Origin of the sequence: Streptomyces sp. NPDC014870, from assembly GCF_043081505.1 — a bacterium.
Taxonomy (GTDB): Bacteria; Actinomycetota; Actinomycetes; order Streptomycetales; family Streptomycetaceae; genus Streptomyces.
The window spans coordinates 262,833-289,253 of sequence record NZ_JBIBWQ010000009.1 but is presented as its reverse complement, the minus strand read 5'-3'; the positions used below and the strand labels follow the sequence as shown (position 1 = coordinate 289,253).

Genomic DNA, 26,421 nt, shown 5'->3' with positions numbered 1-26,421 from the left:
TACCTTCGCTTGGCTCGAAACGTGTGCTTGACCGTTCGAATGTGCCCTGGGGGGAGCGCGGACATCCGTGGCCCGGGGGACCGTTACGCAGTCCGGACGGGAGGTCGACATTCCGCCGGGGCCGGGGCCGGGGCCGGGGCCGGGGCCGGGGGCGCGGCGGCGCGGGGCGCAGGCAGGGGAGAGCCCCGGTGCGCCGAGCGCACCGGGGCTCCCTCGGCCATGGGCCGTGCGTCCGTCAGGACGTCAGGTACGTCAGAGGTTGACGCCGAAGTCGCGGGCGATGCCCTCCAGGCCGGAGGCGTAACCCTGGCCGACCGCGCGGAACTTCCACTCCTGGCCGTTGCGGTACAGCTCGCCGAAGACCATCGCGGTCTCGACGGCGGCGTCCTCGGAGAGGTCGTAGCGGGCGATCTCGGCGCCGCCGGCCTGGTTGATGATGCGGATGTAGGCGTTCCGCACCTGGCCGAAGTTCTGCGAGCGGTTGACCGCGTCGTAGATGGAGACCGGGAAGACGATCTTGTCGACGGTCGGCGGGAGGGCCGCGAGGTTGACGTTGATCTGCTCGTCGTCGCCGCCGCCCTCGCCCGTGCGGTTGTCGCCGGTGTGGACGATGGTCTGGTCCGGCGTCGCCTTGTTGTTGAAGAAGACGAAGTGCGCGTCGGAGGCGACCTTGCCGGCGCCGTCGACGCCGATCGCGGAGGCGTCGAGGTCGAAGTCGGTGCCGGTGGTGGTACGGACGTCCCAGCCGAGGCCCACGGTGACGGCGGTCAGGCCCGGGGCCTCCTTGGTCAGGGAGACGTTGCCGCCCTTGGACAGGCTTACAGCCATGGGAAGTCCCTTTCTTCGTGCCTTGGTGAGGTCCTGCGTCAGGTCCTGCGTAGGTCCTGCGTTCGTCACCGGGGATAACGCGGACGGTGCCCCGCCGGTTCCATGGTGCCGAACGCGTACGAAAACAGGATGACGTGCGGGAGCACGTCCGGGGAACATGGACGCATGTCCGGTCCGTATCTGATCCGCGGCTCCGTCTCGCTTCCCGAGGCCGAGCTCATGTGGCGTTTCTCGCGGTCGTCGGGGCCGGGCGGGCAGCACGTCAACACCAGCGACTCGCAGGTGGAGCTCCGCTTCGACCTGGCGTCGACGGAGGCGCTGCCCGAGGTCTGGAAGGCGCGCGCGCTCGAGCGGCTCGCCTCGCGGCTCGTCGGCGGGGTGGTGACCGTCCGCGCGTCGGAGCACCGCTCGCAGTGGCGCAACCGGGAGACGGCGGCCGTCCGGCTGGCCGCGCTGCTCGCGGAGGCGACGGCCCCGCCGCCGAAGCCACGGCGGGCGACGAAGATCCCGCGCGGCATCAACGAGCGCCGGCTGCGGGTGAAGAAGCAACGCTCGGAGACGAAGCGCGGCCGCCAGGGCCGCGACTGGGGCTGACCCGCGCCCCCGAGCACCCCGCGCCCCCGAGCACCCCGCGTCCCGGAGCGCCGCGCGCCCCCGAGCACCCCGCGCCCCCGAGCACCCCGCGTCCCGGACCCGCCGCGCGCCCCCGTTCAGCCCAGCTTGCGGTACTTGCCGCGGAAGTACGTCAGGGGGTCGTCCTCCGTCGCCGTCGGGACCTTCGCCGTCAGGACGCGGCCCACGACCAGCGTGTGGTCGCCCGCCACCACCCGGCTCTCCGTACGGCATTCGAGCGTCGCCAGCGCGCCCGAGAGCAGCGGGGCGCCGCTCTCCTCGCCCCGGACGGACGGGACGTCCGCGAAGAGCAGGCGGTCGCTCACCCGGCCCTTCATCGCGAAGCGGCCCGCGATGTGGCGCTGGCGCTCCGAGAGGACCGAGACCGCCCACACCGGCACCTCGGCGAGCAGGTCGTCCATGCGGGAGCCGTTGCGCAGGCTCACCAGGACCAGCGGCGGGTCCAGGGAGACCGACATGAACGCGGTCGCCGTCATCCCGACGTCCTCGCCGCGCGGGCCGTCGTCCGGGTCGTGGGCCGTCACCAGGACCACGCCCGCCGCCAGGCGGGACATCGCCGCCCGGAACTCGTCGTTGCTCACCCCCTCAGCATGAGGGATCGCCAGATCCGAGGCGGGGGGCGGGGAAGGCGTCGTCGTCAGCACACCCGCACGCTAGCCCCGGCCCACGCCCCATTACATCGGGCCCCGGGACCAGGCCAAGCACCCCGCCGGTCCTAGGACCATCGTCCACGAGACCGTACGGTGTTGTTCGTCCCGCGTTCACGGGGGCGCAAAGCAGGGCGCGGAGGCGCGCTCCGGCGGCCCGCCGGGACCCCCTCCCACCCCTACCCGCCCCTTGTGACTTGAGTCACAGAGTGCAGTATTTGTTGACCCTGTGTACCGGGTGCACAGCTCGCTGTGATTCAGTGGCGGAGACAATGCAGCACGAGAGCCGATGAGAACCCCTGGAGTTGCTGTCGAGGTCTCGGGGAGAGCGAGCGATGGAGACCGAGTCGGAGCCGTACGTCCGTCTTGCGACCCTGCGGCAGCTGCATCAGGTCGTGGCCGACCTCAATACAGCCCGCAGTCTGGCGGACACCCTGCAGACCGTTGCCGACGGCATCGTCGCCGGGCTCAACTACGAGCTGGCCTGCGTCAACCTCGTCCGCCCCGACGGTGACCTGGTCGTCGCCGCCTTCGCCGGCAGCCCCGCCGCCGAAGCGCTGATCACCGGCCGGGTCGGCTCCCGCGCCTCCTGGGAACGCCGCCTCTCCATGGGTGTCGCCTGGGGCGACCTGCGGTTCATCCCGCACACCGAGGGCTGGGTCCTCATCGAGGACGACGTCCCGCAGTGGCACACCGACGGGCCCGCGCCCCGCTTCGAGGACGAGTGGCACCCGCACGACCGCCTCTACGCCCCCATGTACGCCTCCGGCTCCGGGCGCGAGCTGCTCGGCGTCATCTCCGTCGACCGGCCGCGCAACGGCCGGCACCCCGGACCCTGGGGCCAGGAGGCGCTGCAGATGTACGCCTCCCAGTCGGCGATCGCGATCAGCAACGCCCGGCTGCGGGCCAACATGCAACGGGCCCTTGTCCGGCTGGAGCGTGAGCAGCAGGCCCTGCGCGCCAGTGAAGAGTCGTTCCGGCAGGCCTTCGAGTACGCCCCCTCCGGCATGGCCATCGCGGAGATGGGCGGCGACCAGCACGGCCGCCTGCTGCGTACCAACGACGCCCTGTGCCGTCTCCTCGGCCGGCCCGCCTCCGTGATGCGCCGCTACTCCTTCGCCGACCTCGTCCACCCCGAGGACATAGGGACGCTGCTGCGCACCTCCGCCGAGGGCGGCCGCGCCGAGCTGCGCCTCGGCCGCCGCGACGGCACGTACGTCTGGGTCTCCCTGCGCAACTCCGTCGTCGCCGACACCGCCGACGGCCCGCGCTTCCTCATGACCCACGTCGAGGACATCGAGGAGCGCAAGCGCCACGAGCTCCAGCTGGCGCACCGCGCCTCGCACGACGCCCTCACCGGTCTGCCCAACAGCGCCGAGCTGCGCTCCCGGCTCAGCGCCCGGCTCTGCGAGCGCCCGCACGCGACGCCGGAGGCCGACTACGAGGCCCGGTACGGCCACGAGCACGGCTTCGGCTTCGACGCGGGGCCCGTCGCCGGTGGGCCGTACGACCACCACGTGCACACCGTCGCCCCGGCCGGCGGGGACGTCGATGACGGGACGAAGGGGCTCGCGGTCCTCTTCTGCGACCTCGACGGCTTCAAGTCGATCAACGACCGGTTCGGGCACCACACCGGCGACGCCGTCCTCATCGAGGTCGCCCGGCGCCTGACCACCGGCGTACGGGACGGGGATACCGTCGCCCGCCTCGGCGGTGACGAGTTCGTCGTCCTCGCCGACGGCCTCGGCGCGGCCGACGCCGCCGACCTGGCCGTGCGGCTGCGCAACGCGATCATTCCGCCGATCCGGGTCGACGGGCGGGCGGTCCGGGTCGGGGCGAGTTTCGGCATCGGCTGGGCCGAGTGCGGGATGACCGTCGAAGAGGTCCTGAACTCCGCCGACCAGCGGATGTACATCGAGAAGCGGTCCCGCGCCAAGGTCCACCGCCGCGCCGGATAAGGGTGCGCGGACCCCTTGCCTGTCAAGGTCCGGATCGCCGGGTTCCCCGTTCGGGGTAGGCTCGGCCGGTCGGCGACGGCTGGCGAGCATGGATAGGAGTGACCAGGGATGGCTGCCGGTAACGACGGCGCGAACACGCCCGAGGACGACGATCCGTTCGGCTACCTGTACGCGGACGGCCAGGCGGCAGGCGCCCAGCCGCCGAGTCAGGGTGGTGGCTACGGCTACCCCGGACCGGCCGCGCAGCCGGGCGTGCCCCGGACCTCGTACAACCAGGTCAGAACGGTCGGCGAGCGCCAGTACGGCGGTGCGCAGGGTTACGGCCAGGGGCCGCAGGGCGGCCCCGGCGGCTACCCGCAGCAGCCCGGCCAGCAGGTCCCGCAGCAGCCCGCGTACGGCCAGCCGCACCCGCAGTACGCCGCCCCCGAGACGTACCCGGGCGGTTCGCAGACCCGGCAGTCGCCGATCCCGCACCAGCGCGGGGGCGGTGGCGGCGGGCGCGGCCCGAACACCAAGGGGCTGCTGATCGGCGCGATCGCGGTCGTCGCCGTCGTCGTGATCGGTATCACGGCCGCCGTGATCACCAACTCGGGCGGTGACGACACCAACGGCGGCACCGCGGGTGGCAAGCCGACCGGCGGGTCCACGCAGGTCCAGGAGGACCCGACCCAGACGCCGAGCACGGAGCCGTCCGAGGCGCCGCTGCCGCAGCAGGACGCGGCCACGCTCAAGCTGGGCGGCCCGGCGTCCCTCGCCAAGGACATCAAGGGCGCGGAGAGCACGGGCGGCGCGTACGTGACCGGTTTCAACGCGGTCGGCGCGTCCGCCACGTGGCAGACCGAGGTGCCGGAGGCCGGCACCTACAAGATGTCCGTGCGCTACGCGGTCCCCGCGAAGGACGCGAACGCCACCGTGACCGTCAACGGCAAGGCGAACACGAACCCGATGAACCTGAAGAACTTCATCGGTTCCTCGGACCCGAACCTGGAGAAGAACTGGCAGACCACGTGGTCCCAGGTCTCGCTCCAGAAGGGGAAGAACACGATCATGCTCTCCTGCGAGCAGGGGAACCAGTGCGACGTGATCCTCGACTGGGTGAAGATCAGCAACCTCTGAGGCAGCCTCAGAGCGCCATCTGAGTGAGCAGCCTCTGTGCGACAGACGGTGGAAAGCCCCCCGGGACTTCGGTCCCAGGGGGCTTTTCGCTGCGTCACGCGGGTTCGTACGGCCGTTTTCTCACGCGGCCGCCGGCTGCTCCGTCACCGTCACGCGCGGGAGCAGGTCCTCGTACGCCGGGCGGTCGAACTCGCCCGCCACCGGGGCGAGGACCGTCGCCGCGGAGAGGGCGACCGCGCGGGTGAGGCGGTCCGGCCAGTCGAGCTTCTCGACCAGGGCCGACAGCAGGCCGGCGACGGCCGAGTCGCCCGCGCCGGTCGGGTTGCCCTTGACCGGGGACGGCGGGGCCGCGCGCCAGAGGCCGTCCGCGGTGGCGGCCAGCAGGCCGTCGGGGCCGAGGGAGGAGACCACGGCGTGCGCGCCGCGGCGGCGGGCGTCGCGGGTGGCGCGGTGGGGTTCGCGGGAGCCGGTGAGCTGGGCGAGTTCGTCGGCGTTGGGCTTGACGACGTCGGGGCGGGCCGCGATGCCGCGCCGCAGGGGTTCGCCGCTGGTGTCGAGGAGGACCGGGACGCCGGCGGTGCGGGCGAGCCGGATCAGCTCCGCGTACGCGCCGACATGGATGCCGGGCGGGAGGCTGCCGCAGAGGGCCACCGCGGAGGCGTCGGCGAGAAGGGTGGCGTAGTGCGTGGTGAGACTGGCCCACTCGGCGGAAGTGATGGCCGGGCCCGGTTCGTTGAGCTGGGTGGTGTCGCCGGTCGCGGAGTCGACGACCGCGACCGTGCGGCGGGTCGTTCCGGCGGTCGGGACCAGGGCGTCGACGACGGGGCCGCCCGCGAGGTGGGCGCGGAGGACCTCGCCCGTCGAGCCGCCCGCGAAGCCCGTGGCGACCGTCTCGTGGCCGAGGGCGGCCAGCACGCGGGCGACGTTGAGGCCCTTGCCGCCGGGGCGTTCGATGACCTGGGTGACGCGGTGGGAGGCGTGCGGGACGAGGGCCGGGACGCGGTAGGTGAGGTCGAGCGCCGTGTTGAGGGTGACCGTGAGAATCACCTGCCGTACCCCCGTACCTCGTCGAATGTTCTCGGAACAGCCGTTGAACACAGCCGTTGGAACAGCCGTGGAACGCGCCCCGATCATGCCAAAGAGAAGGCGGTTGGCCCAGTCCCCGGGCCAACCGCCGTACGTCCGATGGGGCGATATCACGCCAGGTCGGGTTCAACCACCCAGCTGCCCTTGCGCATCACGCCCTTGACGTCGAAGTCCGCGTCGAGGACGACCAGGTCGGCGTCCTTGCCGGGCTCCAGGGAGCCGACGCGGTCGTCGATGCCGAGCACCCGCGCCGGGTTGGCCGAGATGGCCTGGACGACGGACTCCACGGGGAGCTTGTCGATGGTGGCCGCGCGCTTGAACGCGCGGTCCAGGGTGAGCGTCGAGCCGGCGATGGAGCCGCCCTCGACGAGCCGGGCGACGCCGTCCTTGACCTCGACGGCCAGCGGGCCGAGCGAGTAGAGGCCGTCGCCGAAGCCTGCCGCGTCCATGGCGTCCGTGATGAACGCGACGCGCCGGGGCCCGGCGTGATGGAACGCCAGCTCCAGGGCGGCCGGGTGGAGATGGGTGCCGTCGTTGATGAGCTCGACGGTGATCCGCTCGTCCTCCAGGAGCGCGGCGATCGGGCCGGGCGTGCGGTGGCCGAGCGCGGGCATCGCGTTGTAGAGGTGGGTGGCGACGGTGGCGCCCGCGTCGATGGCCTCGACGGTCTGCTCGTACGTCGCGTCGGTGTGGCCGATCGCGGCGACCACGCCGTGCTCGGCGAGCAGGCGTACGGAGTCGATGCCGCCGGGGAGTTCGGTGGCGAGGGTGACCATCCTGGCCTGGCCGCGCGCGGCGTCGATCAGCTTGCGGACGTCGGCCGGGTCGGGGTCGCGCAGCAGCGTCTCGTCGTGCGCGCCCTTGCGGCAGGGGGCGATGAACGGGCCCTCGAAGTGGATGCCCGCGATCTCGCCCTGCTCGGCGAGTTCGGAGAGCAGCCCGGCGCGCTGGGTGAGGAAGTCCATCTCGCCGGTCACGAAGGAGGCGACGACGGTGGTGGTGCCGTGCAGCCGGTGGGTGTGGACGCCGGTGAGGATGTCCTCGACGGTGCCGGAGGTGAAGGAGGCCCCGCCGCCGCCGTGGTTGTGCATGTCGACGAAGCCGGGGACGACCCAGTGGCCCGTGAGGTCGAGCGTCGCCGCGTCGGCGGGCGCGGCGCCCGCGATGCGACCGCCGTCGACGATCACCCGTCCGTTCTCGACGATGCCGGTCGGCAGCACCACACGGGCCCCGGCGAGAACTGTGGATACGGCCATCAGGCGGATACCTCCGAGTCGAGGGAGAGAAGGTCCCAGGCGAGGAGGCCCGCGCCCAGGCATCCGGCGGTGTCCCCGAGGGCTGCCGGTACGACGGCGGGCAGCTTCTGGAACGTGACGCGTTCCTCGACGGCGGCCCTCAGTGGTGTGAACAAGGTTTCCCCGGCCTCGGCGAGACCGCCACCGATGATGAGCGTGCGGGGGTCGAGCAGGGTGAGCGCGGTGACCAGGCCGTCCGCGAGGGCGTCGACGGCCTCCTGCCAGACCTGGACGGCCCGCTGGTCGCCGTCCGCGACCGCCTTGGCGCAGTCGGCGGCGTCCGCGTCGGGGTCGCCGGAGGCGGCGGCCCAGGCCTGGGAGACGGCGGAGGCGGAGGCGTACCGCTCCAGGCAGCCGCGCTGGCCGCAGCCGCACTCCGTACCGCCGGGGCGGACCACGATGTGGCCGATCTCGCCGGCGTAGCCGTGGGCGCCGGCCTCGATGACCCCGCCGATGCCGATCGCGCCGGCGATGCCGGTGCCGAGCGGCACGAAGAGGAAGCGGTCGGCGCCGTTGCCCGCGCCGATCCGGCCCTCGGCGAGGCCGCCGGTGCGCACGTCGTGGCCGAGGGCCACGGGGATGCCGTCCAGGCGCTCGCTGAGCAGGGCGCGCATCGGGACGTCGCGCCAGCCGAGGTTGGCGGCGTAGACGGCGATGCCGCGGGCGGCGTCGACGATGCCGGGGACGGCGACCCCGGCGGCCGCGGCGGGCTCGCCGTACCGGTCGAGGCCGTGGGCGCGCAGTTCGGCGGCGAAGTCGAGGATCGTCTCGACCACGGCGTCCGGGCCGCGCTCGCGCCCGGTGGCGCGCCGTGCCTCGTGGAGCAGGGTGCCGTCCGCCCCGACGAGGGCGGCCTTCATGCCGGTGCCGCCCACATCGAGGGCGATGACGTGTCTCACGGGAACAGTCTCGCCCGTTCCTGCCCGAAAGGTCTAGTCCACTGGCCGATATTGTTGCGCTCGGATACAAATTCGAGAGCGGTACGCGTGACCAGGCGCGAAGGGCTTCACAAGGTCTTCACTCCAGACCGAGGACCTACCCAAGTGGTGTAGACCTTATGCTTCCTCTCCTGTGAAAATCACAGCTCAAGGACGAGCAGAGGGTGGGGCAACGCTGTGCAGCGGCGATTCATTGGACTGACCGCGACGATCGCCGCGCTGGGGCTGACCGCGGGCCTCTCCGGCTGTGGCCTCACCGAGAGCGCCGCCTCCGACGTCACCCTCAAGCTCGTCGCCGCCGACTACGACCTGAACGGCGGCGACACCACCAAGAAGTACTGGGACGAGCTGACCGCCGCCTACGAGGCCGAGCACCCGGGTGTCCAGGTCGAGGTCCAGATCGAGTCCTGGAACGACGTCGACCGCAAGGTCGCCGAGATGGTCAAGGCAGGCCAGGCCCCCGACATCGCCCAGATCGGCGCCTACGCCGACTACGCCGCCGCGGGTGAGCTCTACTCCGCCGACGAGCTGCTCTCCGTCCCCGTCCAGGCCAACTTCCTCGCCCCGCTCGTCGCCGCGGGCGAGCACAAGCGGACCCAGTACGGACTGCCCTTCGCCGCCTCCACCCGGCTGCTCTTCTTCAACCAGGACCTCTTCGACGAGGCGGGCATCAGCAAGCCGCCGACCAGCTGGGACGAGCTGGCCGCGGCGGCGAGGAAACTGAAGGCCAAGGACGTGAAGTACCCCTTCGCGCTGCCGCTCGGCCCGGAGGAGGCGCAGGCCGAGACCCTGATGTGGCTGCTCGCCGGCGGCGACGGCTACACCGACGGCTCCGACCGCTACCGGATCGACTCCGAGCAGAACATCAAGACCTTCGACTGGCTGAAGACCGAGCTGGTCCAGAAGGAGCTCACCGGCCCCGTCGCCCCCGGCAAGCTCAACCGCAAGGACGCCTTCGCCGCCTTCTCGCGCGGAGAGGTCGGCATGCTCAACGGCCACCCCTCGCTGATGCAGGAGGCCGAGAAGAAGGGCGTCAAGGTCGGCAAGGTCGCGCTGCCCGGCGCGGACGGCACGTCGAAGGCGTCCATGGGCGTCGCCGACTGGATCATGGGCTTCAAGCAGAACGGCCACCGCACGCAGATCGGCGACTTCCTCGACTTCGTCTTCAGCGACGAGAACGTCCTGAAGTTCGCCGGCGGCAACGACCTGCTGCCGCCGACCGTCAGCGCGTACTCCCGGATGGAGAACGACCCGGAGCACAAGGACCTCCACGAGTTCCTCTCCGAGCTGCCGAACTCGCAGCTCCCGCCGGTCGGCAAGACCTCCTGGGCCCAGGTCAGCGACCTGATCAAGCAGAACATCGGCAAGGCCGTCACCCCGGGCGCGAAGCCGGCCGACGTGCTGGGCGGGATAGCCCGCAAGGCGACGGCGGCCGAGAGCGCGGAGTAATAGGTTGGTCGTATGACTGGTACGACCGAAGCGAGCGCCCCCGGGGCCGGCGACGCCCCGGGCGACGACAGCGGGCTCGGGGAGCGGGAGCGGGCCGTGCTCGCCTTCGAGCGCCGCTCCTGGCCGGGCCCCGGGGCCAAGGAGCGGGCCGTCCGCGAGCGGCTCGGCCTCTCCGCGACCCGCTACTACCAGCTCCTCAACGCCCTCCTCGACGATCCGCGCGCCCTCGCGCACGACCCGGTCACCGTCAACCGGCTGCGCCGGGTCCGTGCGGAGAAGGAGCAGCGCCGCTGAAGGAGCAGCGCCGCTGAGGCCGCGTCGGTAGGGTCGTCGTATGGTCAGCAGCCTTCCGCACCCGACCACATCGACAGGCCGCGACGGCCTGGCCGCGCTTCTCGCCCGGCCGGAGAGAGCCGTCGTCGCCCTCGACTTCGACGGGACGCTCGCCGAGATCGTCCCCGACCCCGAACAGGCCCGCGCACACCCCGGCGCCGTCCCCGCACTCTCCGCCCTGGCGCCCAGGATCGCCTCGGTCGCCGTGGTGACCGGCCGCCCCGCGGGCGTCGCGGTCCGCTACGGCGGCTTCGCCGGCGTCCCAGGACTGGAACACCTCGTCGTCCTCGGCCACTACGGCGCCGAGCGCTGGGACGCGGTCACCGGCACCGTCCAGGCCTCCGCCGTCCACCCGGGCGTGGCCGCCGTCCGGGCCGAGCTGCCCGGCTTCCTCGACGGCGTCGGCGCCTGGCCGGGCACCTGGATCGAGGAGAAGGGCCGCGCGGTCGCGGTCCACACCCGCCGCTCCACCGACCCCCAGGCGGCCTTCGAAGCCCTCAAGGCCCCGCTCGCCGACCTCGCCGCCCGCCACGGCCTGGTCCTCGAACCCGGCCGCATGGTCCTCGAACTGCGCCCACCGGGCATGGACAAGGGCGTGGCACTCGCCGAGTACGTACGCGAGATCGGCGCCGGCTCCGTCCTGTACGCGGGCGACGACCTGGGCGACCTGCCCGCCTTCGCGGCCGTCGAGAAACTCCGCTCGGACGGCACCCCCGGCCTCCTGGTCTGCAGCGGCTCCACGGAGGTCCAGGAACTGTCCGACCGCGCCGACCTGTCGGTGCCGGGGCCTGCGGGGGTGGTGGGGTTCCTGACGGAACTGGCCCGCGCGATCGGGGAAGGGGCCTAGGAGGCCTGGCCCTCCGGGGTGTCCCCCCGGAGGGCCGCCAGCTGCTCCAGGAACCAGCGCTGCGGCGGCATCGCCGTCGCGGCGGACGCCAGGCGCTTGGTGCGGTCCGTGCGTTCGGCGGGGGGCATCGTCAGGGCGCGGTACAGGGCGCGGGCGGTTTCCGAGACGTCGTACGGGTTCACCGTCAGGGCGTCCTCGCGCAGCTCCTCGTAGGCGCCGGCGCCCGTCGAGAGGACCAGGGCGCAGCCTGCCTCCGAGACCACCGGGATCTCCTTGGCCACCAGGTTCATGCCGTCGCGGACCGGGTTGATCAGGGCCACGTCCGCGAGGCGGTACGCGGCGAGCGAGCGGGGGAAGTCGTCCTTCACCGAGAGCAGGACCGGCTGCCAGTCGGTCGTGCCGAACTCCGTGTTGATCTCCGCCGCGAGGTCGGCGACGGAGGCCGTGTACGCGCGGTAGACCTCCAGGTCCTGGCGGGACGGGTACGCCGAGGCCAGGTGGACGACGCCGCCGTGCCACTCCGGGTGGTCCCGGAGCAGCTCCCGGTAGGCCAGCAGGCCGCGGACGATGTTCTTCGACAGCTCGGTGCGGTCCACCCGCACGATCGTCCGCCGGTCGCCGATCTCGGCCCGCAGCGCGGCCAGCCGGTCGTCGACCTCGGGGGTGTGGGCGAGCGAGCGGAGGTCGTCGCCGTCCACCCCCAGGGGGAAGACGTGCACCCGGGTGCGGCGCGGCTCGCCGCCCGCCCTGCGGTGCTCCACCCCGCGCCAGGGGTCGTCGCTGCGCCAGAAGCCGTCGGCCTCGCCGTGCGGGCCGTGGATGTGGGCGCCGGTGATGAACGCCTGCGCCCATCCCCAGGTGTGGAAACCCAGCTCGTCCGCGCCGAGCATGCCCCAGAGCAGCTCCTCGCGGACGTCCTCGGGGAGCATCCGCATGTACTCCGGCAGCGCCCACGGCGTGTGCGTGAAGTGGCCGATCCGCAGGTCGGGGCGGAGCGTCCGGAGCTGCCCCGGCACCAGGGCCAGGTGGTAGTCCTGGACCAGGACCGCCGCGCCCTCGTCGGCGCTCGCAGCCAGCTCCTCGGCGAAGGCCCGGTTGTAGCTGCGGTACGACTCCCAGCGGCGCCGGAACTCCGCGTCGAAGACCGGCTCGCGGGGGATCTCGTACAGGTGGTGGTGGAGGAACCACAGCACCGAGTTGGCGATGCCGTTGTACGCGTCGGCGTAGATCTCGGGGGCGATGTCCAGCATCCGTACGCCCGGCTCGGACTCCCCGCGCCGGACCGCCTCCCGGTCGCCGTCGCCGAGGGCAGCGCACACCCAGACGCTGTCCTCGGAGGAGCCGGAGGAGCCGGAGGAGATCGTGCTCAGACCCGAGACGAGACCGCCCCCGCCGCGCCGGGCACGGAGTGTGCCGTCGGCGGCGAGGGCGTACGAGACGGGACCCCGGTTGGACGCCACGAGCACAGAAGCCATGTGGCGAACCTAGCCCGTGACGTAAACGCTCAAACGTACGTATACGACTCTGGCGCATCCTCGCCGTCGTCACGGTTCAGTCGTCACGGCTCAGTGGTCACGCCTCAGTGGTCGCGGCGTCCCCGCAGGGCGGCCTTGGCCACCAGACCGGTCGCGGCCAGGGCGAGCGCCAGTCCGCCGAGCAGCCAGAGCCGCTCACCACTGGAGCCGGTCTCGGCCATCGAGCCGCCGGGGCCGTGCGGGCCGCCGGGCTCATGTGGACCGGCGGGCTCGTGCGGCGTCGGGCGGGGCTGGTGGGTGGTGGGCGCCGGGGACGGTGTCGTATCCGACTCGCTGGGGGAGGGGGAGGAGGAGCGAGAAGGGGACGGCGAGGGGTTCACCGGGTCCGACGGCGTCGGCTTCGGACTCGTGCGGGACGGGCTCGGGCTCGGCTCGGGCTTCGGCGGCTCGACGACCGGGGTCACCGCGCAGGCCGGGTCCTCGCTGCCCTTGCCGCAGTTCGAGCGGGGCGACTCGACCTCGACGCTGTTGAGGAGCTTGCCGTCGCCGCGCACCGGGATCTCCAGGTCCGGCACCGGGACGGAGAAGGCCAGCGCGGAGGGCACGTACGTGTCACCCGTCGTCGTGAACGTCAGCTCCGCCGACCGCGCGCCCACCGGGATCGCGCCCTCCGGGATGTCGAAGGCCTTGGCGTCGATGGACAGGTTGTTCCGGAGCTTCGGCGAGACGGCGCCGTCGTCCTCGCTGACGAAGAAGTTGCTGGTGTTGCCCGTGTGGGCCTCGGTGACGTTCCTGCCGTCGACGAGGAACCTGTCACCCGGGGTGTTCCAGTCGCCCTCGTACGCCGTCACGCTCGCCCGCGCCCTGCCCGTCGTCCGGTGGAAGCCGTCGACGGTGACCGTGGTCGCGGGCGAGGAGGAGCGCTGGAGGACGTGCCCGCCGTAGACGTACACGGCGCGGCGGTCCGGCGCGTGGGTCGGCTCGGGGCCCGGGAACGCGTACACCACCGTCAGGGACCAGCCCGCGACACAGCCCTTGCCGTCCGGCGCCCAGATGTTGCCGACCGCCACCTGCGCGTCCGTCCCGGTCACGCCCGCGAACGCGGCCGTCACGTCCGACTCGCCGGTGTAGTAGTGCGGGCCGTTGGTGTCCGCCGGGTCGGTGACCAGACTGTCGATCGAGACCGGCGTCGCGGCCCCCGACCCGACCCTGATGTGCGGCGAGGTCGTGGCGTGGTCGCCCGGCGAGGTCGTCACATCGGCGCCGGAGATGTCGCAGCGCTTCAGCTGCGCCCCGCTCGGCCCTTTGTACGTACCGTCGTTGCCGCCCCAGAACAGCCGGGCGTACGCGACCCTCGCCCCCGCCGGGACGACGACGTGACCGGTGCTCGATCCGTAACCGGCGTCCATGGAGGCGGTGTTGATCCGCCGCATGACGAAGGTGTTGTTGTTGTCGCCGCCCTGCCCGGAGGCGGCGGTGGCGCAGCGCGCGGCCAGGTCGGCGGGGGCCGTGGGGCAGCCCATGACCGTGTTGCCGATGGTCGTGAAGTCGCCGTGCAGCGAGGCGTCGTAGCGCTTGCCGAAGGGCTCCACCACGTCCGCCGCGGCCGGACCGGCCGCGGCGAGCGTGAGCGGGAGCGAGCCGAGGGAGCCGGCGGCCAGCGCGAGGGCCGCCAGCGATGTGGTCATTCGATTGTCGAACCGCATAAAACGGAAATGTAGGCAAAAAGTACAATCATTCGGCGTTACGCCACGCGGCGGTGCGCGTACTCCGCGATCTCGACCATCGGCGGCCGCTCCTCCGTGTCCACCGGGTACGTGCGCGGGGTGAAGCCCTCCTCGCCGCGCTCGAACTGGGTCAGCAGCGGCCGCACCAGATGGCCCCGGGAGAGCCGCAGCTGCGCCGTACGGTAGATCGCCGCCGCCATCCGGCCGAGCGCCCGCCCGTCCTGGTGCCGGTGCTTGCGGACCCCGACGTCCACCTGCGCGAGCGCGTCCAGGCCGACCGTGTGCAGCGCGTCCACGAGCAGGCCCAGCTCCACTCCGTAACCGACCGGGAACGGCAGCCGTTCGAGCAGCGAGCGGCGCGCCGCGTACTCGCCGCCCAGCGGCTGGACGAAGCCGGCCAGCTGCGGCCAGTGCAGATTGAGCAGCGGCCGCGCCACCAGCTCCGTCACCCGACCGCCCTGACCTGGGGTGTCACCGAGCGGGCGGTCGTACATCGCCTTCACGAAGTCGACGTCCGGGTCGGTCAGGAGCGGGCCGACGATGCCGGTGACGAAGTCCGCGGAGAAGTCCCGCAGGTCCGCGTCGACGAAGCAGACGATGTCCCCCTCGGTCACCATCAGTGACCGCCACAGCACCTCGCCCTTGCCGGGCACGGCCGGTATCCGGGGCAGGATCGCGTCCCGCGCCACCACCCGGGCCCCGGCCGCTTCCGCCACCTCCGCCGTACGGTCGGTGGAGCCGGAGTCGATCACCACCAGCTCGTCCACCAGCGGAACCGCCTCGGTCATCAGCTCGCGCCGGATGACGGCCACGATCTCGCCGACCGTCGCCTCCTCGTTCAGTGCGGGCAGGACGACGCTGACCGTCGTCCCGTGCTTCGCCGCCAGGACGCGGTCGAGCGAACGGTCCGCCACGGACCAGGACCGCCGGCCCAGCCAGCGCTCCACTTCCTCCAGCACGTGATCTCCATCTCGCGGTTCGGACGGCAGGTTCAACCCTCCGGGCCTTCGGTTACAGTCTTGAACAACGCGGATGCCCGATGCATGTCGGGGTGCCGCCCGCGTCTCACAATCGAATACCGCTCATCCAGAGGGGCAGAGGGAAACGGCCCGTTGAAGCCCCGGCAACCCTCCAGTCGGTCACTCGTCCGCAAGCGTCGCCAGTCGTCGCCACTGCGCCCGCGAGGCTCCCGGCTAGGGAAGGTGCCAAATCCGTCTCATGGCGACGTTCGCCATGAGAAAGATGAGGAGAAAGGGCCTCGCCTCCATGGCTGTACAGACCGCTACCCCCGACACCGCTCAGAATGTCGACCTCGGTCCCGCTTCCGGCCTTTCCTGCCGGGAATGCGGTGAAGTCTTCGCACTCGGCCCGATCTTCGCCTGTGAGCTGTGTTTCGGCCCCCTCGAAGTCGCGTACGACCTCCCCGTCGGCGACCCCGAGGCGCTGCGCAAGCAGATCGAGGCCGGCCCCGCCAACATCTGGCGCTACGCCCCGCTGCTGCCCGTCCCCGCCGACGTCGCCGAGAAGCCGAACCTGAACCCGGGCTGGACCAAGCTCGTCCAGGCCGACAACCTCGCCGCCGAGCTGGGCGTCGAGCCCGGCAAGCTCTTCGTCAAGGACGACTCCGGCAACCCGACGCACTCCTTCAAGGACCGCGTCGTCGCCCAGGCCCTCGAGGCCGCCCGCGCCTTCGGCTTCACCACGCTCTCCTGCTCCTCCACCGGCAACCTGGCCGGCGCCGTCGGCGCCGCCGCCGCCCGCGCCGGCTTCCGCTCCTGCGTGTTCATCCCGCACGACCTGGAGCAGGGCAAGGTCGTCATGGCCGCCGTCTACGGCGGCGAGCTGGTCGGCATCGAGGGCAACTACGACGACGTCAACCGCTTCTGCTCCGAGCTCATCGGCGACCCGTTGGGCGAGGGCTGGGGCTTCGTCAACGTCAACCTGCGGCCGTACTACGGCGAGGGCTCCAAGACGCTCGCGTACGAGATCTGCGAGCAGCTCGGCTGGGTCATTCCGGACCAGCTCGTCATCCCGATCGCCTCCGGCTCGCAGCTCACCAAGATCGACAAGGGTCTCCAGGAGCTCATCAAGCTGGGCCTGGTCGAGGACAAGCCGTACAAGATCTTCGGCGCCCAGGCCGAGGGCTGCTCGCCGGTGTCCGCCGCCTTCAAGGCCGGTCACGACGTCGTACGGCCCCAGAAGCCGAACACCATCGCCAAGTCGCTGGCCATCGGCAACCCGGCCGACGGCCCGTACGTCCTCGACATCGCCCGCCGTACCGGCGGCGCCGTGGAGGACGTGAACGACGAGCAGGTCGTCGACGCGATCAAGATCCTGGCCAGGACCGAGGGCATCTTCGCCGAGACGGCGGGCGGCGTGACGGTCGGCGTGACGAAGAAGCTGGTCGAGGCCGGCCTCATCGACCCGACCCTCACCACGGTCGTACTCAACACGGGTGACGGCCTCAAGACCCTGGACGCGGTGGCCGACACCTCCCAGGCGACCGCCACCATCAAGCCGAGCCTGGACGCGTTCCGCGCCGCCGGCCTGGCCCACTGACCCCCACTCGTCCGTTCACGGAAGGCAGCAGCACATGAGCGTCAAGGTCCGTATCCCCACCATCCTCCGTACCTACACGGGCGGCCAGGCCGAGGTTCCGGCGGAGGGCGCGACCCTGTCCGAGGTCATCTCGGACCTGGAGAAGAACCACGCGGGCATCGCCGCGCGCGTCCTGGACGACCAGGGCAAGCTGCGCCGCTTCGTGAACGTCTACGTGAACGACGACGACGTGCGCTTCGAGCAGGGCCTGGAGACGGCGACGCCGGACGGCGCGGGCGTCTCGATCATCCCGGCGGTCGCCGGCGGCTGCTGATCGCCGACCACCGACCGCCGTGGAGTTACCCGGCGTAACCGAATTGCCCCCTCCGCGAGAGAAGCGGAGGGGGCAATTCTGCATGGTTGAGCGCGGTAGAGTTGGGGAAGTCCCCCCGGTTCCACCCCGCTGCTCCGTGCCAGACGCATATGAGAATGCGTCCCCACGTGACAAGAAGCAGTCAAAGTGTGCGCGCGATCTGTACCTTCTGCGTGCTTTGCCGGGCCCGACTTGCCCCGGAATTCAATAAATCCTCCGGAATTCTCCTTTACGGCGTGCCCAGAATTCTCGCCCGATTGACCTGTTGCAGAGGGCAGTTGGGCAGATACATTCAGCCGCGGTCGACGCGTTCCGGCGCAGGGTCTGACCCGGGTCCGTGAAGTGCGGCCCCGCGCAAGGGCCAGTAATAGGGGAGTTAGGCATGGCTCAGGGCACCGTCAAGTGGTTCAACGCGGAGAAGGGCTACGGCTTCATCGCGGTCGACGGTGGTGCGGATGTATTCGTCCACTACAGCGCGATCCAGATGGACGGTTACCGCACCCTTGAAGAGGGTCAGCGGGTCGAGTTCGAGATCTCGCAGGGCCAGAAGGGTCCGCAGGCGGACATGGTCAAGCTCGCCGTCTGAGCACGGCGCGATCGGCCACCACGTACGCACTCACGCGTTGGCGCGCTTTCGCAGGCGATCTCACGCGATCTCACGCCGAGGGGTCCGCATCCTGACCGGGATGCGGACCCCTCGTGCGTGCCCGGCGCGCGTCGGGGGCGGACGCCGCCCGGTCCGGGCCAAGGGGCGCCGCCCGGTCCGGGCCAAGGGGCGCCGCCCGGTCCGCGTCAGGACCGTCGCCCGATCTATGGGAGTCGCTTGCCCCCGCCCGTCACCCGACCGCCACCCCACATCGACGTCCCTACGGGACGGCCTTGCACTCTCCTGGGGCGAGTGCTAATCATTGGCGTTAGCACTCTGAAGGTGAGAGTGCTTACGAGGATCGGGCAGGCGAGGTCCGCGGCCAGGTGGGGCAAGGAACCACCGGGCACGCAGGCCGTCCGTCGCGGGCGTCGGCGCGGTCCTGGAGCGTTATCCACCCCATGTCCGGGAGGACCACTTCACATGGCCAAGATCATCGCGTTCGACGAGGAGGCACGGCGCGGTCTCGAGCGCGGGATGAACCAGCTCGCCGACGCCGTCAAGGTCACCCTTGGCCCCAAGGGCCGGAACGTCGTCCTCGAGAAGAAGTGGGGCGCCCCCACGATCACCAACGATGGTGTCTCCATCGCCAAGGAGATCGAGCTCGAGGACCCGTACGAGAAGATCGGCGCCGAGCTGGTCAAGGAAGTCGCCAAGAAGACGGACGACGTCGCCGGTGACGGTACGACCACCGCGACCGTCCTCGCCCAGGCGCTCGTCCGCGAGGGCCTGCGCAACGTGGCGGCCGGCGCCAACCCGATGGCCCTCAAGCGCGGCATCGAGAAGGCCGTCGAGGCCGTCTCCGGCGCCCTGCTCGAGCAGGCGAAGGATGTCGAGACCAAGGAGCAGATCGCTTCCACGGCCTCCATCTCCGCCGCCGACACCCAGATCGGCGAGCTCATCGCCGAGGCGATGGACAAGGTCGGCAAGGAAGGCGTCATCACCGTCGAGGAGTCCCAGACCTTCGGTCTGGAGCTGGAGCTCACCGAGGGTATGCGCTTCGACAAGGGCTACATCTCGGCGTACTTCGCCACCGACATGGAGCGTATGGAGGCGTCCCTGGACGACCCGTACCTCCTGATCGTCAACTCCAAGATCTCCTCGGTCAAGGACCTGCTCCCGCTCCTGGAGAAGGTCATGCAGTCGGGCAAGCCGCTGCTGATCATCGCCGAGGACGTCGAGGGCGAGGCCCTGTCGACCCTGGTCGTCAACAAGATCCGCGGCACCTTCAAGTCCGTCGCGGTCAAGGCCCCGGGCTTCGGTGACCGTCGCAAGGCCATGCTGAACGACATCGCCATCCTCACGGGCGGCACGGTCATCTCCGAGGAGGTCGGCCTCAAGCTCGAGAACGCGGGCCTGGACCTGCTCGGCCGCGCCCGCAAGGTCGTCATCACCAAGGACGAGACCACGATCGTCGACGGTGCCGGTGACAGCGACCAGGTCGCCGGTCGCGTCAACCAGATCCGCGCCGAGATCGAGAACTCCGACTCGGACTACGACCGCGAGAAGCTGCAGGAGCGCCTGGCGAAGCTCGCCGGTGGCGTGGCGGTCATCAAGGCCGGTGCCGCGACCGAGGTCGAGCTCAAGGAGCGCAAGCACCGCATCGAGGACGCCGTTCGCAACGCGAAGGCGGCCGTCGAGGAGGGCATCGTCGCCGGTGGTGGCGTGGCCCTGCTCCAGGCCTCCAACGTCTTCGAGAAGCTCGAGGCGGACCTGTCCGGCGACGAGGCCACCGGTGCCGCGATCGTGAAGCTGGCCCTCGAGGCCCCGCTGAAGCAGATCGCCGTCAACGCCGGCCTCGAGGGCGGCGTCGTGGCGGAGAAGGTCCGCAACCTGCCCGTCGGCCACGGCCTGAACGCCGCGACCAACGAGTACGTGGACCTCATCGCCGAGGGCATCATCGACCCGGCGAAGGTGACGCGTTCCGCGCTGCAGAACGCGGCCTCCATCGCCGCGCTCTTCCTGACCACCGAGGCCGTCATCGCCGACAAGCCGGAGAAGGCCTCCGCGGCCGCTCCGGGCGGCATGCCGGGCGGTGACATGGACTTCTGAGCCCCGGCTCAGTAGCTCCTCGCTGTACAGCTGTACGCGACCGAGGGCGGCACTCCCTGCTGGGGGTGCCGCCCTCGGGCGTTCGGGGTGATGCTGGTGGGGGAGGGGCGGCACGGCCACGGGCCAGGGAAGGCGGGAGCGAGCCATGATCACGCTGCTGACGACACCGACCGACCGCGAGCTGGTCATCACCCGCACCTTCGACGTCCCGCCCGCCCGCGTCTGGGAGGCCTGGACCAGGCCCGAGCACGTCCGCCAGTGGTACGGCGTGGCCGCGATGCCCACGACCCTCTGCGAGATCGACCTCAGGCCCGGCGGCGCGTGGCGCTGGGGCCAGAAGGCGCCCGACGGGCGCGAGATCGTCTTCTCCGGCACGTACGAGGAGATCCTGCCGAACGAGCGCCTCGTCTACACCGAGGTCTTCGAGCTCATGCCGGGCCCGCCGGTCCACGTCACCCTCACCTTCGACGACACCCCCGACGGCGGCACGGCGCTCACGAGCATGTCGATCTGGCCGTCGACGGAGATCCGTGACCAGGCCCTCGCGACGGGCATGGAGGCCGGGGTCAAGGAGGAGTACGACCGGCTCGCGGTGTACCTGGAGATGATGTGAGCCTCGACGTGCCGCGGCTCACCGCGGGACCGTACGAGCTGCGGGCCTGGGAGCGGGCGGACCTGCCGCTCGTCGAGGAGGCGTCGGCCGACCCGTACATCCCGCTGACGACCACGGTCCCGCCGGTGTACTCGGAGGGCGAGGGCGAGGCGTTCGTCCGCCGGCAGTGGAGCCGCGCCGAGACGGGCGCGGGCTACTCCTTCGTGGTCGTCCGCCGCCGTGACGTCCGCCCGGCGGGCATGATCGGCCTCTGGCTCCGCGACCTCCCGGAGGGCCGGGCGACCCTCGGCTACTGGATCGTCCCCTCCTGCCGGGGCGAGGGCGCGGCCACGGCCGCGCTGACGGCGGTGAGCGCCTGGGCGCTCGGTGAACTGGGCATCCCCCGGCTGCAGTTGCTGGTCGAACCCTGGAACGATGCCTCGGCGAAGACGGCCGAGCGGGCCGGGTTCGTACGGGAGGGCCTGCTGCGGTCCTGGCAGGAAGTGGGCGGCGAGCGGCGGGACATGTGGATGTACGGGCGGGTGCGGGCGGGCGGGGCCGGGTAGTCGGGCGGTCCACGTCGGTGGTGCGGGCGGGCGGCAGCGGGTGGTCCCGTGGCGGGTGCGGGCGGTCGACTCCGGGTAAGGGGTAGGGGGAACGAACCGGACCCGCGGGGGTGGAGCCGATGCGTCGCTCGGAATTACCGCACCTCTCCCACTACTGGGAGCTGTCAGGCCGCCAGGACGGCGAGGAGCAGGTCGTACGGGTCGAGGGGAAGGTCCGGGTCTTCGAGTACTTCCCCGACTACCTGCTGGCCGCGCGGTACGAAGGACCCTTCTTCTCCGTGCGCACGCCGGGCCTCCGTGACGCCACCGGGTCGCTCGTGCCGTGCACTCCGGAGCAGCGCCTCCGCTGGGTGAACGCCGCGGTCGCCCACGTCGGCACCGTGGACCGGATCAGCGCCGAACTCCGCGCCGCCCACGCCCGGGCCGTGCTCCTCCCGCTGTGGAGGCACCTGGCCCTGCGGCGCGCCCTGAGGACCTGGGAGGAGACCCGGGTGCGGTACGAGCGGGCGCTCCGGGAGGCCTTCGCGGCGTACGCGCCGGTCGGCGAGGAGATCCGCGCGGCGGTCCGGGCCGAGCAGGAGAGGGCGGCGGCCGCGATCCGCGAGCAGGACCGGCTGCGGGCGCAGGAGCGCGAGCGGCGGGCGCGGCTCGCGGAGCGGGCGGTGTGGGGCCGCCGCGTGCTGGGCGAGCCCGGGACGCCCGGGCGCACGGTGTACGTCTTCCGTCACGACGTCCCCGGGGAGGACGTGCCGGCGGCCCCGGCGCTGTCGGAGCGGATCCCGCGACTCGGCCTGGCGGCCCTCCGGCAGTCGCTGGTGAAGCTGCACCTGCCGGACGTGGTGTGGGACCGCGCCGCGCTCCGTGAGTCGGAGCGGGAGACGGGCACGGCGTTCGCCGTCTGGTGGCAGGAGCTGTTCCACGAGAACTACCGCACGCTCACGCAGCCCCCGCCGCCTTCTTCCCCCTCACGCGGGAGCACGGGCGGCAGCGGGACGAGCGGCTCGGGCGGCTACGGCAGTGGCTACAGCGGCTTCAGTTGCGTGGGCGGGTTCTGAGCGAAGCGCCCCGGGGTCGTGCCGACGTGCCGCTTGAAGTGGCGGGTCAGGTGCGACTGGTCGTAGAAGCCCGTCGCCGTGGCCACCTCGGCGACGGGACGGCCGGCGAGGAGGAGCCGGCGCGCCCGGGCGACGCGGCGGGACGTCACGTACTGGTGCGGGGCGATGCCGAAGGCCGCGGTGAAGGCCCGTACCAGATGGGTGGGGTGGGCGTGCAGGAGCCGCGCGGCCTCCTCCAGCGTCACGCCGTCGTCGAGCCGGGCGTCGAGCAGCTCCCGCAGCGTGTGCGCCACGCCCCGGGCCGGCGGCCGGGGCGCGTCCGGGCGGGCGAGGCGGGGCCGCAAATGGCCGCGGAGGCGTTCGGCGATCAGGGCGAGCCGGCTCTCCGCCTCCAGGGCGTCGCCCGGGTGGGCCAGCGCCGTGTGCAGCCGCCCGATCCGGGCGCGCAGCAGCGGGTCGGCGAGCTCGGGGCCGTCCACGGCCGGGCCGATGAAGCTCTCGTCCAGCTGGGTCAGGTCCAGGTAGAGGACCCGCTTGCGGAAGCCGTGGTCGGTGGCGGGGGAGCCGTTGTGCGGGACCTGGGGCGGCAGCAGCGACACCGTGTCGTGCGGGGTGCCGTGCTCGCGCCGGTCGAGGTCGTAGCGGACGGCGCCGTCGTCGACGATCAGGAGCGTCCACGCGTCGTGGACGTGCATCGGGTACGCGTGCTCGGTGAAGTGGGCGTGGAAGACCTCGACGACGCCCGGGATCCGCGGGCGCCACGCCGCCACCGATTCACGCGCCACCATGCCAGGAACGTACAAGAACGGGCAGGGGAGTGCGCGGCAGTCTCGGTCCATGAACTCTCAGCCCGTGAACAACGACATCGACGCGCCCGTCCGGTTCGACACCAAGATCGCCGTGCTGTTGCGGGAGGACCTGGAGACCTGGCAGCGGCTGAACGTCACCGCCTTCCTGGTCAGCGGCCTCGGCGCGGAGCTCCCCGAGGTGATCGGCGAGCCGTACGCCGACGCCGACGGCGTCCCGTACCTGCCGATGTTCCGGCAGCCGGTCCTCGTCTTCGAGGGGTCGAAGGAGACCCTGACCGCCGCGCACGGCCGCGTCCTGGCGCGCGCCCTGCCCCGCGCGGTCTTCACCGCCGACCTCTTGGCCACCGGCAACGACCGCGACAATCGGGCCGCGGTACGCGCGGTCCCGACGGCCGCCCTCGACGTCGTGGGTCTCGCCGTGTACGGCCCGCGCAACGCGGTCGACAAGGCGCTCAAGGGCGCCCGGATGCACCCGTAGGGTCTGCCCCGGGTTCCGTACGGAAGCGGTGGCGGTACTCGGTCGGGGTGGTGTCGAGGCGACGGCGGAAGGCCCGGATCAGGGTGTCGGTCGTGCCGAAACCGCAGGTGGACGCGATCCGTTCGAGGGTGTCGTCCGTCGTTTCGAGGGTGGCGCGGGCGCGTTCGACGCGGGCGGCCTCGACGTAGACGCCCGGGGTCATGCCGAGTTCGTCCTTGAAGATCCGGGTGAGCTGGCGGCTGCTGACGTTCGCGTACGCGGCCAGGTCGTCGACCGTGAGGGGTTCGGTGAGGTGGCGGGTGATGTGGTGGCGCAGGTCCTCCACGCGCCGGGTCGTCGACACCGGTTCGAGCGGGACGCTGAACTGGCTCTGACCGCTGGGACGCTTGAGGTACATGACCAGTTGGCGGGCGACGCGGAGCGCGACGTTCTCGCCGAAGTCCTCGGCGACGAGGGCGAGGGAGAGGTCGAGGCAGGCGCTGATCCCGGCGCCGGTCCAGACGTCGCCCTCGCGGATGAAGATCGGGTCGGCGTCGACCTCGACCAGCGGGTGTTCGGCGGCGAGCTGCCGGGCGGTGGACCAGTGGGTGGTGGCGCGCTTGCCGTCGAGCAGCCCGGCGGCGGCGAGGATGTGCGCCCCGACGCAGACGGAGGTGACCCGGCGGGCCCGGGCGGCGAGGGTACGGACCCGGTCGACGACCGCCGGGTCGGCGAGCGCGTGGACGCGGCGCTGCCCGTCCGCGTCGGCCCGGACCTCGACCGAACCGGGGACGAGGATCGTGTCCGTACGGCGGGTGGCCGCCTCGTCGAAGGTGACGTCCGGGAGGATCCGTACCCCGGCGGACGTCGTGACCGGGTCCATGGTCTCGGCGGCCAGGAGCACGCGGTAGCCGGCCGCGTCGTCCGTCTCGCGGCGCAGCAGCGCGAAGACCTCGGGGGGTCCGGTGACGTCGAGGAGGTCGACGCCGTCGAAGAGGACGATGACGACGAGGCGTTCCACAGGGCTCGGGCTCATGCTCGCGGGCTCCCTCTCGATGTCCGTATGTGCAAGTTGGTTGACATTGCCGACGTTTCCGGGTCGGCCATAGCGTTGCAGACGGAGCGAACACCGCTGAAAGAGGGGCTACTTCGATGAGTACGACCACGGCCGCCGCCGCGTCCACGACGCTGCGGGAGCTGAACGGCTTCGACGACTCGCCCGCGTCGCTCGCCGACGCGACGCTGATCCTCGTCGACTACCAGAACACCTACACGCGCGGCGTGATGGAGCTGCACGGCTGGCAGCCCGCGCTCGAAGCCGCCGCCGAGCTGCTCGGGCGGGCGCGCGAGGCGGGCGCGACGGTGATCCACGTCGTCAACGACGGCGGCGAGGGCACCCCGTACGACATCCGGGCCGAGATCGGCGCGATCCACCCGAGCGTGGCGCCCGTCGAGGGCGAGGCGGTCGTCGTGAAGCAGGTCCCGAACGGCTTCGTGAGCACCGACCTGGGCACGCACGTCGACGCGGCCGGTCACAAGGACGTCGTCATCGCCGGGTTCATGACCCACATGTGCGTGACGTTCACCGCCGAAGGCGCGTTCCTGCGCGGAAACCGCCCCACCGTCGTCGCCGCCGCCTGCGCGACGCGACCCCTGCGTACGGGGGTCGCAGGGGCCGCCGCCACGGTCGCCGCCGAGCAGCTCCACGACAGCGCGCTGGCGACGATCGGCGACCTGTACGGGGTGGTGGTGGCGTCGGGGGCGGAGCTGGGCTGAGCGGTCTGGGGAGGTCTGGGGAGGGGCGCCTCAGGGGGGCGTAGTCCTTGAGCGGACGAGCTGAACCGTCATGGTTGAGTCCCTTCTCGGGCGCGGATGGCCGCCGCGTGGGCGCGGACGCGGGCGGCGGGGAGGACGGCGGTGCGGCGGGCGGGCGCGGGTTCCCCGCGGCAGGGGCCGCATTCGCCGTCCCTGAGGAGGTCGGCGTAGGCCGGAGCACCGCACTTGGCGCACTCCAGGAGGCGGAGGGGTGGTCGGTCGCGGTGGTCGCGCGGGTCTCGGCGGATCGGTTCCGGTGGGAGCTTCGACGTCAGGCGGGTGCGGGCGAGGGCCGCCGGGTGGTGAACCGGGGTCGGGAGGCCGGTGGTGAGGGCGCGCGTGACGTCGTCCTCGGTGGCGTCCCGGGCGAACCAGTCGTTGACCAGGGGCGCGAGGGCCTGGCACTCGGCGTGGGAGAGGGACATCGCGGAGTTCGTACGGCCGAGGGCGGCAAGGAGGATGTAGGCGCGGGAGCGGGTGGGCTGCTGCTTCGGGACGTCGCCGCGCTGGAAGGCCGACCACCACGCGTCGTCACGTGCCGTACGGGACCACCACGTTCGGGTGATCCAGAGGCCGTCGAGGCACTCGCGTCCACGGCGAAGGTGGCCGGCGCGAGTGATGCGGGTGAGGGCGGTGCGCATCGCGCACTGGCCGTAGGGGAGGTGCTTGGCCAGCGTCTTCACCGAGATGTCGCTGCCGTCGGCCAGTCGGTCGATGTAGGCGGCGATGGCGGCTTCGCGGGGTCGGAGGTGCGCGAAGTCGGCGTCGGTGCGGGGCTGTTCGTACGGCGCGCAACGCTTGCCGTAGCCGGGGCTGGCGAGGGGATGGGGCTCAGCACTAAACTCGGCGTCAGCCATGGATCGATGGTCGCTTTCGATCTGGTTGGTGAGGCCCTCGCAGGTGTTGGTAGCGCCGGCGGGGGCCGTTCTTATGTCTTATGGGCGTCTTCGCTCACCGTAGAGGCATATGATGCTGGGTGGCAATTTGCTCGCGGAGAGTCAACTCCGGGGGTGGGTGGGTGGGTTGAACCCCTGTCCCGTACCCCTTCCGTAGAACAGCGCTCGAAGCTCGGAGCTTGAGCTTCGGGTCTCCGAGGGGCTCGTGGCCGGGGGTCTTCGCGAGCCTCTGGCGCCGGCCGCCCTCGTCTTGAGTGTGGCGACCTCCGGCGGTGCGTCAAGGGCGCTCC

General features: G+C 71.8%; 26 protein-coding genes and 1 riboswitch. Of the genes, 15 read left to right on the top strand and 11 right to left on the bottom strand.

The genetic code is table 11. From position 1 onward, the window contains the following. Positions 1-252: 252 nt before the first annotated feature. Positions 253-828, bottom strand: a complete 576-nt coding sequence (locus tag ACF09C_RS26085) for a TerD family protein (protein WP_362420399.1) — start codon at positions 826-828, stop codon at positions 253-255. A 165-nt stretch (positions 829-993) separates the two neighbouring features. Between ACF09C_RS26085 and arfB the strand changes: the two genes are divergently transcribed. Continuing rightward, complete coding sequence (gene arfB / locus ACF09C_RS26080) at positions 994-1,422, top strand: alternative ribosome rescue aminoacyl-tRNA hydrolase ArfB (RefSeq protein ID WP_362420396.1); 429 nt, start codon at positions 994-996, stop codon at positions 1,420-1,422. A gap of 116 nt (positions 1,423-1,538) precedes the next feature. On the opposite strand, the gene ACF09C_RS26075 is transcribed toward arfB, so the two are convergent. Beyond that, the gene (locus tag ACF09C_RS26075) at positions 1,539-2,105 is read right to left on the bottom strand and encodes a flavin reductase family protein (RefSeq protein WP_392094782.1); all 567 of its coding nucleotides are present in this window, start codon (positions 2,103-2,105) and stop codon (positions 1,539-1,541) included. A gap of 338 nt (positions 2,106-2,443) precedes the next feature. On the opposite strand from ACF09C_RS26075, the gene cdgB reads away from it, so the two are divergent. Then, a complete protein-coding gene (cdgB, locus tag ACF09C_RS26070; protein ID WP_392094780.1) occupies positions 2,444-4,066 on the top strand; it encodes a diguanylate cyclase CdgB in 1,623 nt (540 codons plus the stop codon). 108 nt (positions 4,067-4,174) lie between these two features. Next, complete coding sequence (locus ACF09C_RS26065; RefSeq protein WP_392094778.1) at positions 4,175-5,182, top strand: CBM35 domain-containing protein; 1,008 nt, start codon at positions 4,175-4,177, stop codon at positions 5,180-5,182. Positions 5,183-5,302: 120 nt separating this feature from the next. Here the strand turns inward: ACF09C_RS26065 and ACF09C_RS26060 are convergent, their stop codons facing one another. The 3 genes from ACF09C_RS26060 to ACF09C_RS26050 all read right to left on the bottom strand — a co-directional run bounded on the left by ACF09C_RS26060 (position 5,303) and on the right by ACF09C_RS26050 (position 8,462). Beyond that, positions 5,303-6,229, bottom strand: a complete 927-nt coding sequence (locus ACF09C_RS26060; RefSeq protein ID WP_392094776.1) for a 1-phosphofructokinase family hexose kinase — start codon at positions 6,227-6,229, stop codon at positions 5,303-5,305. A 149-nt stretch (positions 6,230-6,378) separates the two neighbouring features. After that, positions 6,379-7,524 carry an N-acetylglucosamine-6-phosphate deacetylase gene (nagA, locus tag ACF09C_RS26055; RefSeq protein ID WP_392094774.1) on the bottom strand — a complete coding sequence of 382 codons (1,146 nt, stop codon included), beginning with the start codon at positions 7,522-7,524 and terminating at the stop codon, positions 6,379-6,381. After that, entirely contained in the window at positions 7,524-8,462 is a 939-nt protein-coding gene (locus ACF09C_RS26050; RefSeq protein ID WP_392094772.1) for an ROK family protein, read from the bottom strand. Before ACF09C_RS26050 ends, nagA begins: the two co-directional genes overlap by 1 nt. Positions 8,463-8,678: 216 nt before the next feature. Between ACF09C_RS26050 and ACF09C_RS26045 the strand changes: the two genes are divergently transcribed. From ACF09C_RS26045 to otsB, 3 genes are read left to right on the top strand one after another with little or no spacing between them, the layout of a single operon-like run. Further along, positions 8,679-9,950, top strand: a complete 1,272-nt coding sequence (locus ACF09C_RS26045) for an ABC transporter substrate-binding protein (RefSeq protein ID WP_392094770.1) — start codon at positions 8,679-8,681, stop codon at positions 9,948-9,950. A gap of 12 nt (positions 9,951-9,962) precedes the next feature. After that, positions 9,963-10,244, top strand: coding sequence for a DUF3263 domain-containing protein (locus ACF09C_RS26040; RefSeq protein ID WP_392094768.1), 282 nt, complete (start codon positions 9,963-9,965; stop codon positions 10,242-10,244). Between the two features lie 40 nt (positions 10,245-10,284). Further along, on the top strand, positions 10,285-11,130 hold the full coding sequence (otsB, locus tag ACF09C_RS26035) for a trehalose-phosphatase (protein ID WP_392094766.1): 846 nt from the start codon (positions 10,285-10,287) through the stop codon (positions 11,128-11,130). On the opposite strand, the gene ACF09C_RS26030 is transcribed toward otsB, so the two are convergent. From ACF09C_RS26030 to ACF09C_RS26020, 3 genes are all read right to left on the bottom strand, one after another. Beyond that, positions 11,127-12,605 carry a trehalose-6-phosphate synthase gene (locus ACF09C_RS26030; RefSeq protein ID WP_392094764.1) on the bottom strand — a complete coding sequence of 493 codons (1,479 nt, stop codon included), beginning with the start codon at positions 12,603-12,605 and terminating at the stop codon, positions 11,127-11,129. The genes otsB and ACF09C_RS26030 overlap by 4 nt on opposite strands. A 104-nt stretch (positions 12,606-12,709) precedes the next feature. Beyond that, entirely contained in the window at positions 12,710-14,293 is a 1,584-nt protein-coding gene (locus tag ACF09C_RS26025) for a hypothetical protein (protein WP_392094763.1), read from the bottom strand. Positions 14,294-14,349: 56 nt separating this feature from the next. After that, the gene (locus ACF09C_RS26020) at positions 14,350-15,291 is read right to left on the bottom strand and encodes a glucosyl-3-phosphoglycerate synthase (RefSeq protein WP_392094761.1); all 942 of its coding nucleotides are present in this window, start codon (positions 15,289-15,291) and stop codon (positions 14,350-14,352) included. Positions 15,292-15,411: 120 nt separating this feature from the next. After that, a riboswitch (SAM riboswitch) is annotated at positions 15,412-15,581 on the top strand. A gap of 17 nt (positions 15,582-15,598) precedes the next feature. Here ACF09C_RS26020 and thrC point away from each other — a divergent pair. The 7 genes from thrC (at position 15,599) to ACF09C_RS25985 (ending at position 22,154) form a co-directional block, all read left to right on the top strand. Further along, a complete protein-coding gene (thrC, locus tag ACF09C_RS26015) occupies positions 15,599-16,891 on the top strand; it encodes a threonine synthase (RefSeq protein ID WP_392094760.1) in 1,293 nt (430 codons plus the stop codon). A gap of 34 nt (positions 16,892-16,925) precedes the next feature. Next, positions 16,926-17,204 carry a MoaD/ThiS family protein gene (locus ACF09C_RS26010; RefSeq protein WP_361960523.1) on the top strand — a complete coding sequence of 93 codons (279 nt, stop codon included), beginning with the start codon at positions 16,926-16,928 and terminating at the stop codon, positions 17,202-17,204. 421 nt (positions 17,205-17,625) lie between these two features. Next, positions 17,626-17,829 (top strand): cold-shock protein, encoded by a 204-nt coding sequence (locus ACF09C_RS26005; RefSeq protein WP_005315736.1) that lies wholly within the window; start codon positions 17,626-17,628, stop codon positions 17,827-17,829. A 483-nt stretch (positions 17,830-18,312) separates the two neighbouring features. Then, positions 18,313-19,941 carry a chaperonin GroEL gene (gene groL, locus ACF09C_RS26000; protein WP_392094758.1) on the top strand — a complete coding sequence of 543 codons (1,629 nt, stop codon included), beginning with the start codon at positions 18,313-18,315 and terminating at the stop codon, positions 19,939-19,941. Between the two features lie 145 nt (positions 19,942-20,086). Continuing rightward, on the top strand, positions 20,087-20,554 hold the full coding sequence (locus ACF09C_RS25995) for an SRPBCC family protein (protein WP_392094756.1): 468 nt from the start codon (positions 20,087-20,089) through the stop codon (positions 20,552-20,554). Then, a complete protein-coding gene (locus tag ACF09C_RS25990) occupies positions 20,551-21,099 on the top strand; it encodes a GNAT family N-acetyltransferase (RefSeq protein ID WP_392094754.1) in 549 nt (182 codons plus the stop codon). The genes ACF09C_RS25995 and ACF09C_RS25990 overlap by 4 nt, the downstream gene beginning before the upstream one ends. A gap of 119 nt (positions 21,100-21,218) precedes the next feature. After that, the gene (locus tag ACF09C_RS25985) at positions 21,219-22,154 is read left to right on the top strand and encodes a hypothetical protein (RefSeq protein ID WP_392094753.1); all 936 of its coding nucleotides are present in this window, start codon (positions 21,219-21,221) and stop codon (positions 22,152-22,154) included. Here ACF09C_RS25985 and ACF09C_RS25980 read toward each other — a convergent pair. Next, positions 22,121-22,942, bottom strand: coding sequence for an AraC family transcriptional regulator (locus ACF09C_RS25980; RefSeq protein ID WP_392094752.1), 822 nt, complete (start codon positions 22,940-22,942; stop codon positions 22,121-22,123). The two genes, ACF09C_RS25985 and ACF09C_RS25980, sit on opposite strands and share 34 nt — an antisense overlap. Before the next feature lie 49 nt (positions 22,943-22,991). Here ACF09C_RS25980 and ACF09C_RS25975 point away from each other — a divergent pair, with 49 nt between their 5' ends. Then, on the top strand, positions 22,992-23,441 hold the full coding sequence (locus tag ACF09C_RS25975) for a DUF2000 family protein (protein WP_392094751.1): 450 nt from the start codon (positions 22,992-22,994) through the stop codon (positions 23,439-23,441). Here ACF09C_RS25975 and ACF09C_RS25970 read toward each other — a convergent pair. Further along, positions 23,416-24,456 (bottom strand): GlxA family transcriptional regulator, encoded by a 1,041-nt coding sequence (locus ACF09C_RS25970; protein ID WP_392094749.1) that lies wholly within the window; start codon positions 24,454-24,456, stop codon positions 23,416-23,418. The two genes, ACF09C_RS25975 and ACF09C_RS25970, sit on opposite strands and share 26 nt — an antisense overlap. Positions 24,457-24,572: 116 nt before the next feature. On the opposite strand from ACF09C_RS25970, the gene ACF09C_RS25965 reads away from it, so the two are divergent. After that, a complete protein-coding gene (locus ACF09C_RS25965; protein ID WP_392094748.1) occupies positions 24,573-25,196 on the top strand; it encodes a cysteine hydrolase family protein in 624 nt (207 codons plus the stop codon). A gap of 68 nt (positions 25,197-25,264) precedes the next feature. Here ACF09C_RS25965 and ACF09C_RS25960 read toward each other — a convergent pair whose 3' ends face one another. Continuing rightward, a complete protein-coding gene (locus ACF09C_RS25960) occupies positions 25,265-26,092 on the bottom strand; it encodes a hypothetical protein (protein WP_392094746.1) in 828 nt (275 codons plus the stop codon). Positions 26,093-26,421 lie beyond the last annotated feature (329 nt).